Genomic DNA, 12,699 nt, shown 5'->3' with positions numbered 1-12,699 from the left:
GCCTGGCTTGGTCTATCGGCGGTCGAAGGGGTTACAGGTGGCTGGACAGGCCGGATCACTGCAGGGACGGGTCGCATTCATCACCGGGGCCGCCCGTGGACAGGGGCGCTCGCACGCCGTGCGGCTGGCCCGGGAGGGCGCCGACATCATCGCGCTGGACATCTGCGCCGCGGCGTCGGCCAGCGTGACGTACCCGCCGGCCAGCCGCGAAGACCTCGACGAGACCGCCCGCCTGGTGGAGAACGAGGGACGCAAGGTCCTGACCCGCGAGGTCGACGTCCGCGACGACGCCGCGTTGCGGGATTTGGTGGCCGACGGGATCGAGCAGTTCGGCCGGCTCGACATCGTGGTGGCCAACGCCGGGGTGCTGAGCTGGGGCCGCGTCTGGGAGCTCACCGACGAGCAGTGGGACACGGTCATCGGCGTCAATCTGACCGGCACCTGGCGCACGCTGCGCGCCGCCGTCCCCGCCATGATCGAGGCGGGCAACGGCGGATCCATCGTGGTGGTCAGCTCGTCGGCTGGGATCAAGGCCACGCCGGGCAACGGCCACTACTCGGCCAGCAAACACGGACTCACCGCGCTGACCAACACGCTCGCCATCGAGCTCGGCGAATTCGGCATCCGGGTCAACTCCATCCACCCGTATTCGGTGGACACCCCGATGATCGAACCCGAGGCGATGATGGAGATTTTCGCCAAACACCCCAGCTTCGTGCACAGCTTTCCGCCAATGCCGGTGCAGCCCAACGGTTTTATGACGGCCGACGAAGTGGCCGACGTGGTGGCCTGGCTCGCCGGCGACGGTTCGGGCACGCTGACGGGCACCCAGATCCCGGTGGATAAGGGCGCCCTAAAGTACTGACCGGCCATCGTGCTATGAACTCCACGTGAGTAGTGACGAAAGCGCCACCAACGGAATCGTGATCGTCGGCGGCGGACTGGCCGCCGCCCGCACCGCCGAGCAGCTGCGGCGCTCGGAGTACTCCGGGCCCATCACGATCGTGAGCGACGAGGTGCATCTGCCCTACGACCGCCCGCCACTGTCCAAAGAGGTGTTGCGCAAGGAGGTCGACGACACCGCGCTCAAACCGCGCGAGTGGTACGACGAGAACGGCATCACCCTGCGACTGGGGTCGGCCGCCACCAGCCTGGACACCGCGGCGCAGACGGTGACCCTCGACGACGGGACGACGCTGGGCTACGACGAACTCGTCATCGCCACCGGCCTGCTGCCGCGGCGCATCCCGGCGATCCCGGACCTCGAGGGCATCCGCGTGCTGCGGTCCTTCGACGAAAGCTTGGCGCTGCGCGAGCATGCGTCCGCGGCGCAGCGCGCCGTCGTCATCGGCGCCGGGTTCATCGGCTGCGAGGTGGCGGCCAGCCTGCGCAGCCTGGGCGTGGACGTGGTGCTGGTGGAGCCGCAGCCGACACCGCTGGCCGCGGTGCTCGGCGAGCAGATCGGCGAGCTGGTGGCCCGGCTGCACCGCGCCGAGGGTGTCGACGTCCGCCTCGGGGTCGGGGTGGCGGAGGTGCGCGGTGACTCCCGCGTCGAAACCGTGGTGTTGAGCGACGGCACCGAGCTGCCGGCCGACATCGTGGTCGTCGGCATCGGGTCGCGCCCGGCCACCGACTGGCTCGAGGGCAGCGGGGTCGAGGTCGACAGTGCCGATAGAGGCGTCATCTGCGACGAGGCCGGCCGCACCAGCGCACCGAACGTGTGGGCGCTCGGCGACGTCGCTTCGTGGCGCGACGCGACGGGACATCAAGGGCGCGTGGAACATTGGAGCAACGTGGCCGACCAGGCGCGTGCCGTGGTACCGGCGATGCTGGGCCAGGACGCACCTTCGGCGGTGGTCGTCCCGTACTTCTGGAGCGACCAGTACGACGTCAAGATCCAGTGCCTGGGCGAGCCGGCGGCCGGCGACATCGTCCACGTCGTCGAGGACGACGGCCGCAAGTTCCTGGCCTACTACGAACGCGACGGGGCCCTGGTCGGGGTGGTCGGTGGTGGAATGCCCGGCAAGGTCATGAAGGTCCGCGCCAAGATCGCCGCGGCGGTGCCCATCGCCGAAATACTGGGCTGAGGACGGCCTTTCCCGCCCGCTGCTAGCCGACTGCGGCCGCGTGCCGGTCGCTGGGGATCTCGGTATTGCGGATCACCGTGGCGAGCTGCTCGGCGATGCCCCGGGCGGTGACGATCGTCGACGCGGATCGGTGGGTGTGCGGGTTGCCCTGCGCGTCGGTGACCTGCGCTCCGGCCTCGCGGGCGATCAGGGTCCCAGCGGCGGTGTCCCACGGCTTGTTGGACATCATCACGCAGGCGTCCAGCGCGCCCTCGGCGACGAAGGCGAGGTCGAGGGTCGCCGCCCCGATCATCCGGATGCGCTCGACGCGGGGAACCAGCTCGGTGGTGAGCGCCAGCCGATGCTGATTGAGCCGGCCGGCGTCGTGGCCGACGGCGTAGTCGCCGAGGGACACGATGGCCCCGCTGAGGCTGTCGGTGGTGCTGGCGGCGATCCGTTGTCCGTTGACGAACGCCCCTTTGCCTTCGATGGCGTGGTAGGTCCTACCGAGCAGGGGAGCGTGGGTGATCGCCAGCACGGTGCGCCCGGCGTGCAGCAGGGCCAGCGATACCGCGCACAGCGGCAGGCCATGGACGAAATTGGACGTTCCGTCGATGGGGTCAAGAACCCAGAGCCACTCGGATGTTTCGATCTGCGGCTGTTGGTCGGACTCTTCGGCCAGCAGCGCGATATCGGGTGTGGTCTGGGCGAGGTAGTCGGCGATGTCGCGCTGAATTGCCAGGTCGACGTCGCTGACCGTGTCGCGGTCACCCTTGTGCTGCACCGAGCCCGGCTGCGATTTCTTGAGCATGGAGGAGCCGAGTTGTGTTGCTTGCCAAGCGATTTCGAAAAGTTCTTGCATTGTCTTCATGGGACAGGTCTGCCTCGCTTCCGGTGTTGGCGTGCGGTCGGCGTTTGTCGAGCATAAGGGATAAGTGATTTCGCGTCGCGCGCGCCCCGTCGCATGGATAAGCGAAAGAACTTAGACCATCAAGGGTTTCGCTCGGGCACCGCCGTATTCCCGCAGCGGCGCGGGCACTGTAGTCGGTGTCACAAAGTTGCCATCACCAGCAACGCCAAAGGCATTGCGCTGGAAACACGTAACTTCGAAACACAACGAATTTTGCTGTGCCGACATGTATCGGCGGCTCCTGTGCACCGCTTGCCGAGCTTGGCTACTGTCTGCAAGCGAACGACGTTGGGGCACCGCTACGGGCCGCCGCTGAATCGTCGTTCTCTCCCAGATAATTCCGGTAACCAACTTGAGCAGGCAGGTGATTGCACGTGACAGTGATCGATGAGATTTACAGCTCGCCCGGCGCGATTCCGACCGTCGCACTCAATGACGAGGCAAAGATGCCCGTACTCGGCTTGGGGGTGGCCAAGTTGTCCGATGAGGAAACGGAAAGCTCGGTGGTCGCGGCGCTGGAGGCCGGCTGTCGCCTCATCGACACCGCCGCCTCGTACGGCAATGAGGAAGCCGTCGGGCGCGCTATCGCCGCCTCCGGCATCCCTCGCGAGGAGTTGTTCGTCGCCACCAAGCTGGGTACCTCGAAGCAGGGCTTCCACACCGCCCAGGAGTCATGCAAGGCGAGCCTGGACCGACTCGGGCTGGACTACCTCGACCTCTACCTGATCCACTGGCCGGCGCCGAAGCTGGGCAAGTATGTGGAGAGTTTCGAGGGCATGAAGGTGGCCCGCGACGAGGGGCACGTCCGCTCGATCGGCGTCTGCAACTTCACCGAGGAGCTGCTGGCCACGGTCATCGAGGAAACCGACGAGGTGCCCGCGGTGAATCAGGTCGAGCTGCACCCGCGGCTGAACCAGGCCGAGTTGCGCCAGGCCCACGCCCAGCACGACGTGACCACGCAGTCCTACAGCCCGCTGGGCGTCGGGCGACTGATCGAGGAGCCGGTGGTGACGTCGATCGCCGCCGAGTACGGCCGCACGCCCGCGCAGGTGCTGGTCCGGTGGAACCTGCAGTTGGACAACGTCGTGGTCTCGCGGTCGTCCAAGCCCGAACGTGTCGCGCAGAACCTGGACGTGTTCGACTTCACCCTCGAGCCCGAGCACATGGAGGCCATCGAAGGATTGCACGACGGCACCCGGGTGCTGCACGATCCGATGACCTTCATGGGCACCTGATCTCGGAATCGCCGGTTTACCGCCAGTCCACCGGCGGACCGTGCGGATGGCATTCGCCCAGCGTCCGCGGATCGCCGCCCGGCCAGCTGCGGGCCCGCACCGCGAACCTGATCGGTGCGCCGGGTCCGTCTCGCTCGGGCTCCATGGTCAGGTGGGCGAACGGCGCGCGCGCATCGGCCCGGGCGGCCAGGGCGTCCACGTGAGCGCGCACCGCGTCGCGTTCGTCGGCGGACAGATACTGCCAGGTGATCGAATGCCACAGGACGGTCAACGCCCCGTCGGCCGGCGTCAGGCCGGCGACGGCGTCGGCCGCCGTCCGGCGTTCCAGTGCCGCCGGGACCCGGCGGGCGACCTCGATGGCGCCGCGCAGTCGCGCCAGCCGGGCACCCTGGTCGGGCCAGACATAGCTCAGCACGGTCGTCTCCCCGTCGGCCTCGCCGACGTCGATGGGCGCGATGTCGTACCCGTGGCGCGCCACGATGCGCAACTCGCGCCGGGGCGGCAGCGCGCCGCGCCAGGCGTCGTCGATGGCCACCGGTGAGTCGGGCGGCCCCCACTGCCCACCGGCGAAGCCGTAGCGGTAGTGATCCGCGCGCAGGTTCAGCCCCGCACTTGATCCGATCTCGAAAAGCCTTATCGGCAAGCCTAATTCGCGGTTGATGTGCAACAGTCCGCCGATCAGGGCGGCCGATCGGCCCACCTCGTTGGTCTGCGGTGGCTGACCGAGCGCCGCTTGCAGCATGTCGACATGACCGGCGGCCACGTCCAGGATTTCCGGCCAGGCGGATTCGGCATGCCAGACACCCCCGGTGCTGGGGTAGTAGCGGCGCAGCTGCGCCGCCCGGCCGTCCAGCACCAGCCGGTGCAGACCGCCCAGCAACCGCAGCGGCACCGCGTCGCGCGACGGCGCGTCCTCGCGTCCGGACAAGACCGTCGCGAAGACACCGCCGGCTTCGACGTCGCGGGCCACCAGCTCGAACAGCTCGCCATACATCGGCGAGCCCGAGGAGGCGCAGAACCTGCCCTGTGACCGCAGGGTGTGCACCAGGTGCTGGGCGCTCACCTGTGCAGCCCGTCCAGCCCGGCGCCCACCACGTCGAACGCGTTGCCCAGGGCAACCGGCAACGGGACGGATTCATCGCTCAGCCAGTGTTCGTATGCCGACAACGCCACCCCCAGCATCGTCCAGGCGACGGTCTGAGGCAGCAGATCCGTCGTCTTGCAATCCAGCCGACGGGCCACGAACCCGGCGATCACCTCACGCCAGCCGGCATACATCGTCATCGAATACGCTTGCAGCTCAGCGGTTTGCAGGATCACTCGCATTCGCTGGCGGTGCCGCGCCATTTCGGATTCGTCAAAGGTGTTGAACGCCAACAGTGCAGCGCGCAGCGCATCACCGAGGCCCACGCCGGCGTCGACGGCCTCGAGCAGATCGCGCAGGTGGGCAAGGTGATTGTCGAAGTCGCCCCAGGGGATGGCGTTCTTGGACGCGTAATAACGGAACAGGGTGCGCCGCGAGATGCCGGCGGCCTGGGCGACATCGTCGACGCTCACGTCGGCGAAACCGCGGGCCGTGAACATGTCGATGGCGACGTCGGTGATGTGGTGCGGGGTGGTCGAGCGGCGCCTGCCCACCCGCGGCTGCGGCATCATCGGACCCGCCCTTCCATTTCGGCACTCGATGCCATATTCTGACGGCGAGTGTGACCCAGACCCCATCGTTGTCAAGACCGGACGAAAGGCAAGGCCCGTGGACCACGAGACCGAAACTGACACCCAACTCGTCACCGAGACCCTGGTCGAAGAGGTGTCCATCGACGGCATGTGCGGGGTCTACTGACCGTGCCCGCGCCCGCGCAGGCTCGGACGGCACCCCCCTTCGATCCTGATCGCGGCTGGCGACTGCACCCGCAGGTGGCGGTTCGGCCGGAACCGTTCGGCGCGCTGCTCTACCACTTCGGGACCCGAAAGCTGTCGTTTTTGAAGAACCGCACCATCCTCACCGTGGTGCAATCGCTGGCCGACCACCCCGACATCCGGTCCGCCTGCCGCGCGGCCGGGGTGGACGACGCCGCGCAGGCGCCCTATCTGCATGCGCTGGGGGTGCTCGTCGAGTCCAACATGTTGGTGCCCCGGAAGGACGATCAATGACAACAGCGGCCCCCGTCCCGCGGCTCATCGAGCAGTTCGAGCACGGGCTCGACGCGCCCATCTGCCTCACCTGGGAGCTGACGTACGCCTGCAACCTGGCCTGCGTGCACTGCCTGTCGTCGTCGGGCAAGCGGGACCCGCGCGAGCTGTCCACCCGCCAATGCATGGACATCATCGATGAGCTGGAACGCATGCAGGTGTTCTACGTCAACATCGGTGGCGGGGAACCCACTGTGCGCCCGGACTTTTGGGAACTGGTCGACTACGCGACCGCACACCACGTCGGTGTGAAGTTTTCCACCAACGGCGTCCGGATCACGCCCGAGGTCGCCGCGCGGCTGGCGGCCAGCGATTACGTCGACGTCCAGATCTCGCTGGACGGCGCCACCGCCGAGGTGAACGACGCCGTCCGCGGGCCAGGCTCGTTCGACATGGCGGTGCGCGCACTGCAGAATCTGTCCGCGGCCGGATTCAAAGACGCCAAGATCTCCGTGGTCGTCACCCGGCACAATGTCGACCAGCTCGACGAATTCGCCGCGCTGGCAAGCCGTTACGGCGCCACGTTGCGGATCACCCGGCTCCGCCCGTCCGGGCGCGGCGCCGACGTTTGGGAAGAGCTGCACCCCACCGCCGAGCAGCAGGTCCAGCTGTATGACTGGTTGGTCGCCAAGGGCGAGCGGGTGCTCACCGGCGACTCCTTCTTCCACCTGGCCCCGCTCGGCCAATCCGGCGCCCTGGCCGGCCTGAACATGTGCGGCGCGGGCCGCGTCGTGTGCCTGATCGACCCGGTGGGTGACGTCTACGCCTGCCCGTTCGCCATCCACGACCGCTTCCTGGCCGGAAATGTGTTGTCAGGTGGAGGGTTTGACAACGTGTGGAAAAACGCCCCGCTGTTCCGCGAGCTGCGCGAACCCCAGTCGGCGGGCGCCTGCGGCAGCTGCGGGCACTACGACAGCTGCCGGGGTGGATGCATGGCCGCCAAATTCTTCACCGGCCTGCCGCTGGACGGACCGGACCCCGAATGCGTCCAGGGCCACAGCGCGACCGCGCTGGCGCGCGACCGCGAGACGCCGCGCCCCCGGGCCGATCACTCCCGCGGCAAGCGCATCCGCCAACCGGTGCCGCTCACCCTGTCGCCGCGGCCGCCGGCGGTCACGCCGGCAATGCCGCCGGCCCGAATGTGCAACGAAAGCCCGGTGTAGCAATGGCCGACGCATGGTTTGAGACCGTCGCCATCGCCCAGCAACGCGCCAAGCGGCGGCTGCCGAAATCGGCCTATTCGTCGCTCATTTCGGCCAGCGAAAAGGGAGTCACCGTCTCCGACAACGTGGCGGCCTTCAGCGAACTAGGATTCGCCCCGCACGTAATCGGCGCGCAGGAGAAGCGCGACTTGTCCACAAGTGTTATGGGGCAGGACATTTCGCTGCCGGTACTGATCTCACCGACCGGCGTGCAGGCGGTGCATCCCGAAGGCGAGGTCGCCGTGGCGCGGGCTGCCGCCGCCCGCGGCACCGCCATGGGGCTGTCGTCGTTCGCCAGCAAGCCGATCGAAGAGGTCATCGCGGCGAACCCCAAGGTGTTCTTCCAGCTGTACTGGCTGGGTGACCGCGACGCGATCGCCGCCCGGGTCGAGCGTGCCCGCGCGGCCGGGGCGGTGGGGCTGATCGTCACCACCGACTGGAGTTTCTCGCACGGCCGGGACTGGGGCAGCCCGTCCATCCCGGAGCAGATGAACCTCAAAACGATCGTCAAGATGAGCCCGGAGGTCATCACCAAGCCGCGGTGGTTCCTGCAGTGGGCGAAGACCATGCGCCCGCCGGAGCTGCGGGTGCCCAACCAGGGCCGCCGCGGCGAGCCCGGGCCCCCCTTCTTCCAGGCGTACGGGGAGTGGATGGGCACGCCGCCGCCGACCTGGGAGGACATCGCCTGGCTCCGCGGACTGTGGGACGGGCCGTTCATGCTCAAGGGCGTGATGCGCGTCGATGACGCCAAAAGGGCGGTGGATGCCGGGGTTTCGGCCATCTCGGTGTCCAACCACGGAGGCAACAATCTGGACGGCACACCGGCCTCGATCCGCGCCCTGCCCGCGGTGGCCGCGGCCGTCGGCGATCAGATCGAGGTGCTCCTCGACGGTGGCATCCGGCGGGGGAGCGACGTCGTCAAGGCGGTGGCGCTGGGAGCGCGCGCGGTGATGATCGGCCGGGCCTACCTGTGGGGGCTGGCCGCGGCCGGCCAGCCGGGCGTGGAGAACGTGCTCGACATCTTGCGCGGCGGTATCGACTCGGCGCTGATGGGTTTGGGGCTCTCGTCGGTCCACGACCTCGGGCCGGACCACATTCTGGTGCCGCCCGGCTTCACCCGAGCGCTCGGCGTGCCGTCGGGCAACGCATAGCAAAAGCCCACCATCCAGGGCGAATATCTCCGGATTAAGTGACGCCTGCGCAAATCGTGATACGGGCGGTATAACCGTGACGGACGAGCCCATAATCCGAACGCCCAGTGAACGCCCTAAAAAAAACTTTTTTTCAAGCCTCAACAATTGGTGCACGCCAGGTGAATTCGTCCTACCATCACCGAGTGCCCGTACTCGGCGAATTGGGAGCCGCGACGTCGAGCCAGCTATCCAGCACGGCGGCGTCGGTATTGGTTCCATTGGGGTCGACCGAGCAACACGGCCCGCACCTGCCGCTGGACACCGACACCCGGATCGCGACCGCGGTCGCCGGCGGCGCGGCACCGCGCCTCGGGCACGACTGGCTGGTGGCACCGGCGATCGCCTACGGCGCCAGCGGCGAGCACCAGAGCTTCGCCGGAACGATCTCGCTCGGCACCGAGGCCTTGACACTGCTGCTGGTCGAGTACGGCAGGTCAGCGGCCGGCTGGGCCCGGCGCCTCGTGTTCGTCAACGGCCACGGCGGCAACGTCGCGGCGCTGAACAGCGCGGTGGCCCAGTTGCGCACCGAGGGCCGCGACGCCGGCTGGTCCCCCTGCCTGACCGCCGGCGGTGACGCCCACGCCGGCCATACCGAAACATCGGTGTTGCTGCACATCTCGCCGGCCGTCGTCCGGACCGATCAGTGGGTGGCCGGCAACACCGCCCCCCTGCCCGAGTTGCTCGGGTCGATGCGCCGCGGCGGAGTCGCGGCGGTCAGCGCGGTCGGCGTGCTGGGCGACCCGACCACCGCCACCGCCGCCGAGGGCAAGCGGATCTTCGCCGACATGGTCGACGGCTGTGTCCGCCGGGTGTCCCGGTGGCGCCCCGGGCCGGACGGGATGCTGAGGTGACCGCGCCCCGGCTGCCGGACGGGTTCGCCGTTCAGGTCGACCGCCGGGTGCGGGTGCTCGGCGACGGCTCGGCGCTGCTCGGCGGTTCGCCGACCCGGCTGCTGAAGCTGGCGCCCGCCGCCCGTGTCATGCTCTCCGATGGCCGGCTGAAGGTGCGTGACGACCTGTCCGCCCAGCTCGCCCGTACCCTGCTGGACGCCACCGTGGCGCATCCGCGACCCGCGGGCGGCCCGTCGCACCGTGACGTCACGGTGGTAATCCCGGTGCGGGACAACCTTTCTGGTGTGCGACGCCTGGTGAGCTCACTGCGCGGCCTGCGCGTCGTCGTGGTGGACGACGGCTCGTTCCCGCCGATCGAACCGGAAGACTTCGTCGGCGCGCACTGCGACATCGAGGTGCTGCGCCACCACCGCAGCAAGGGCCCGGCGGCGGCCCGCAACACCGGGCTGGCCGCTTGCCGGACGGACTTCGTCGCGTTCCTGGACTCCGACGTCGCACCGCGCCGGGGCTGGCTGGAAGCCCTCCTCGGCCACTTCTGCGATCCCACCGTCGCCCTGGTCGCGCCGCGCATCGTCGGCCTGTCGCACAGCGAGAACGTGGTGGCCCGCTACGAGGCGGTGCACTCGTCGCTGGACCTGGGGGAGCGCGAGGCTCCGGTGCTGCCGCACAGCACGGTGTCCTACGTGCCCAGCGCGGCGATCATCTGCCGGTGCTCGGCGATCCGCGAGGTCGGCGGGTTCGACGAGACCCTGCAGTCCGGCGAGGACGTCGACCTGTGCTGGCGGCTGATCGAGACGGGCGCTCGGCTGCGGTACGAGCCGATCGCGCTGGTCGCGCACGATCACCGCACCGAGTTGCGGGATTGGCTTGCGCGCAAAGCGTTTTACGGTGGTTCGGCGGCACCGCTGTCGGTGCGTCACCCGGACAAGACGGCGCCGGTGGTGATCTCCGGTTGGGCGCTGATGACGTGGATTCTGATGGCGTTCGGGTCCACGCTCTCGCGGCTGGCGTCCCTCGTGCTGGCCGTCCTGACCGGTCGCCGGATCGCCCGGGCCATGCGCAGCGCCGAGACGTCGATGACCGACGTCGCGATGATCGCGGGCCGTGGCCTGTGGTCGGCGGCGCTGCAGCTGGCGTCCGCGCTGTGCCGGCACTACTGGCCGCTGGCGCTGGTGGCCGCCACCATGTCGCGGCATTTCCGGCGGGTGGTGCTGGTCGCGGCCGTGATGGACGGGGTGGTCGACTGGCTTCGCCGGCGCGACGCCGTCAGTGACGACATCGAACCGATCGGGCTGCCGACCTACCTGGTGCTGAAGCGCGTCGACGACCTGGCGTACGGGCTCGGGTTGTGGTGGGGTGTGCTACGGGAGCGCAACGCGCGCGCCCTCAAACCCCAGATCCGGAGTTAACCACCACCTTGACCGCAGCCGCCTCGCACAGCGATGTGCTGATCGTCGGCGCCGGAAGTGCAGGATCGGTTGTCGCGGAACGTCTCTCCGCCGACCCGCGGTGCTTGGTGACCGTCCTGGAGGCGGGGCCGGCGCTCGACGACCCGGGGCTGCTCGCCCAGACCGCCAACGGGCTGCAATTGCCGATAGGCGTCGGCAGTCCGCTGGTCCGGCGCTATCAGACCCGCCTCACCGACGAGCCGGCCCGGCGGCATCCGCTGGTACGCGGGGCGACGGTGGGCGGATCGGGCGCGATCAACGGCGGTTACTTCTGCCGCGGGTTGCCGCGCGACTTCGACCGCCTGGCCGTGCCGGGCTGGGGCTGGTCCGACGTGCTGGACAGCTACCGCGCCATCGAGACCGACCTGGACTTCGACGGCCCCGCGCACGGCGACAGCGGTCCCATCCGGGTGCGCCGCACCCACGAGATGACCGGGACCACCGAGCGATTCATCGCTGCCGCCGAGCGCGCCGGATTCGGCTGGATCGCCGACCTCAACGACACTGCGCCAGAAGAAGTTTCGGGAATCGGCGCCGTCCCGCTCAACATCGTCGACGGCGTGCGGCGGGGCTCCGGCGCCGGATACCTGATCCCGGCGCTGGGCCGGCCGAACCTGGACCTACGTGCGCGGACCCGGGTGGCCCGGCTGCGCTTTGCCGGCACCGCCGCAGTAGGCGTCGACACGGTCGGCCCGCACGGTCGGACAACATTGACCGCCGACCGAATCGTGTTGTGTGCCGGCGCGATCGAAACTGCGCACCTGCTCATGGCCTCGGGTATCGGCGACGCGCCGATGCTGTCCGCCGCCGGTGTGCCGGTGGTGGCGCCGCTGCCGGTGGGCGCGTCGTTCAGCGATCATCCCGAGTGGGTGCTGCCCACCGACTGGACGGTGGCGCCCGCACGGCCGGTGCTCGAGGTGGTGCTCAGTACGGCCGATGACCTCGAGATACGGCCGTACACAGGCGGATTCGTGGCGATGACCGGCGACGGCACCGCCGGGCACGCCGACTGGCCGCACATCGGGGTGGCGCTGATGCGGCCACGCGCCCGGGGGCGGATGACGCTGGTTTCGGCCGATCCCGGCGTGGCGCCGCGCATCGAGCACCGCTACGACAGCGAGCCCGACGATGTCGCGGCGCTGCGCCGGGGCACCGAGCTGGCCCGCGAGTTGGCAGGCGGCACAACGGATGCCGCGTCGGCCGGGTGGTCGACCTCGCAACATCTGTGCGGCACCGCGCCGATGGGCGCCGACGGCGACCCGCACGCCGTCGTCGACTCCCGGTGCCGGGTGCTCGGCATCGACAACCTGTGGGTGATCGACGGCTCGATCCTGCCCGCGATCACCAGCCGCGGCCCGCACGCCACCATCGTGATGATCGGGCACCGGGCGGCGGAGTTCGTTCGGTGAACGGTGAACGCAGACAGTGGGCGGGCCGATGCGGTAACCGAAAGCATCGGTCCCGCAGCGGCCCGCCCGACGAGACGGCGGATATCATGCGGTCCACGTAGATGGCCACGACAAGTGGCTGTGCGCGCGCAGATCTGCGTCGCGCGAACAATGCGTCGCAATATTCGCGGACCGCACGACCGCCATCTCATT

The 12,699-nt window shown here is 69.1% G+C and carries 13 protein-coding genes; 10 read left to right on the top strand and 3 right to left on the bottom strand.

What is annotated here, in order from left to right; genetic code table 11:
* Window positions 1–37: 37 nt before the first annotated feature.
* Both ACIUM1_RS10360 and ACIUM1_RS10355 read left to right on the top strand, forming a co-directional pair.
* Window positions 38–865: a mycofactocin-coupled SDR family oxidoreductase gene (locus ACIUM1_RS10360; RefSeq protein ID WP_406817068.1), complete on the top strand. Its 828-nt coding sequence runs from the start codon at window positions 38–40 to the stop codon at window positions 863–865.
* Between the two features lie 25 nt (window positions 866–890).
* Window positions 891–2,087 carry an NAD(P)/FAD-dependent oxidoreductase gene (locus tag ACIUM1_RS10355; protein ID WP_406817067.1) on the top strand — a complete coding sequence of 399 codons (1,197 nt, stop codon included), beginning with the start codon at window positions 891–893 and terminating at the stop codon, window positions 2,085–2,087.
* Window positions 2,088–2,109: 22 nt separating this feature from the next.
* Here ACIUM1_RS10355 and ACIUM1_RS10350 read toward each other — a convergent pair whose 3' ends face one another.
* On the bottom strand, window positions 2,110–2,937 hold the full coding sequence (locus ACIUM1_RS10350; RefSeq protein ID WP_406817066.1) for an inositol monophosphatase family protein: 828 nt from the start codon (window positions 2,935–2,937) through the stop codon (window positions 2,110–2,112).
* 413 nt (window positions 2,938–3,350) lie between these two features.
* On the opposite strand from ACIUM1_RS10350, the gene ACIUM1_RS10345 reads away from it, so the two are divergent.
* Window positions 3,351–4,211 carry an aldo/keto reductase gene (locus ACIUM1_RS10345; protein WP_406817065.1) on the top strand — a complete coding sequence of 287 codons (861 nt, stop codon included), beginning with the start codon at window positions 3,351–3,353 and terminating at the stop codon, window positions 4,209–4,211.
* Between the two features lie 16 nt (window positions 4,212–4,227).
* Here the strand turns inward: ACIUM1_RS10345 and ACIUM1_RS10340 are convergent, their stop codons facing one another.
* Window positions 4,228–5,274 carry a DUF2332 domain-containing protein gene (locus tag ACIUM1_RS10340; RefSeq protein WP_406817064.1) on the bottom strand — a complete coding sequence of 349 codons (1,047 nt, stop codon included), beginning with the start codon at window positions 5,272–5,274 and terminating at the stop codon, window positions 4,228–4,230.
* Window positions 5,271–5,867, bottom strand: a complete 597-nt coding sequence (gene mftR, locus ACIUM1_RS10335) for a mycofactocin system transcriptional regulator (RefSeq protein WP_406817063.1) — start codon at window positions 5,865–5,867, stop codon at window positions 5,271–5,273. The genes ACIUM1_RS10340 and mftR overlap by 4 nt, the downstream gene beginning before the upstream one ends.
* A gap of 97 nt (window positions 5,868–5,964) precedes the next feature.
* Between mftR and mftA the strand changes: the two genes are divergently transcribed.
* From mftA to mftG, 7 genes are all read left to right on the top strand, one after another.
* Window positions 5,965–6,054 carry a mycofactocin precursor MftA gene (mftA, locus tag ACIUM1_RS10330; RefSeq protein WP_007773607.1) on the top strand — a complete coding sequence of 30 codons (90 nt, stop codon included), beginning with the start codon at window positions 5,965–5,967 and terminating at the stop codon, window positions 6,052–6,054.
* The gene (gene mftB, locus ACIUM1_RS10325) at window positions 6,039–6,365 is read left to right on the top strand and encodes a mycofactocin biosynthesis chaperone MftB (protein ID WP_406817062.1); all 327 of its coding nucleotides are present in this window, start codon (window positions 6,039–6,041) and stop codon (window positions 6,363–6,365) included. Before mftA ends, mftB begins: the two co-directional genes overlap by 16 nt.
* Window positions 6,362–7,567, top strand: a complete 1,206-nt coding sequence (gene mftC / locus ACIUM1_RS10320) for a mycofactocin radical SAM maturase (protein WP_406817061.1) — start codon at window positions 6,362–6,364, stop codon at window positions 7,565–7,567. The genes mftB and mftC overlap by 4 nt, the downstream gene beginning before the upstream one ends.
* Before the next feature lie 2 nt (window positions 7,568–7,569).
* Complete coding sequence (gene mftD, locus ACIUM1_RS10315) at window positions 7,570–8,757, top strand: pre-mycofactocin synthase MftD (RefSeq protein WP_406817060.1); 1,188 nt, start codon at window positions 7,570–7,572, stop codon at window positions 8,755–8,757.
* A gap of 161 nt (window positions 8,758–8,918) precedes the next feature.
* Window positions 8,919–9,650: a mycofactocin biosynthesis peptidyl-dipeptidase MftE gene (gene mftE / locus ACIUM1_RS10310; protein ID WP_406817059.1), complete on the top strand. Its 732-nt coding sequence runs from the start codon at window positions 8,919–8,921 to the stop codon at window positions 9,648–9,650.
* On the top strand, window positions 9,647–11,059 hold the full coding sequence (mftF, locus tag ACIUM1_RS10305) for a mycofactocin biosynthesis glycosyltransferase MftF (protein WP_406817058.1): 1,413 nt from the start codon (window positions 9,647–9,649) through the stop codon (window positions 11,057–11,059). The genes mftE and mftF overlap by 4 nt, the downstream gene beginning before the upstream one ends.
* Before the next feature lie 8 nt (window positions 11,060–11,067).
* On the top strand, window positions 11,068–12,507 hold the full coding sequence (gene mftG, locus ACIUM1_RS10300; protein WP_406817057.1) for a mycofactocin system GMC family oxidoreductase MftG: 1,440 nt from the start codon (window positions 11,068–11,070) through the stop codon (window positions 12,505–12,507).
* The last annotated feature ends 192 nt before the right edge of the window (window positions 12,508–12,699 follow it).

Source organism: Mycobacterium sp. M23085 (genome assembly GCF_045343915.1).
Taxonomy (GTDB): domain Bacteria; phylum Actinomycetota; class Actinomycetes; order Mycobacteriales; family Mycobacteriaceae; genus Mycobacterium.
Note: the sequence above shows the minus strand (reverse complement) of the source record. Positions and strands in the feature narration are given on the sequence as shown.

Bases quoted from the DNA above. Each gene is read 5' to 3' on its own strand.
- mftC (WP_406817061.1), top strand. From the start codon at position 6,362: ATGACAACAGCGGCCCCCGTCCCGCGGCTCATCGAGCAGTTCGAGCAC.
- mftD (WP_406817060.1), top strand. From the start codon at position 7,570: ATGGCCGACGCATGGTTTGAGACCGTCGCCATCGCCCAGCAACGCGCC.
- mftR (WP_406817063.1), bottom strand. From the start codon at position 5,867: ATGATGCCGCAGCCGCGGGTGGGCAGGCGCCGCTCGACCACCCCGCAC.
- ACIUM1_RS10350 (WP_406817066.1), bottom strand. From the start codon at position 2,937: ATGAAGACAATGCAAGAACTTTTCGAAATCGCTTGGCAAGCAACACAA.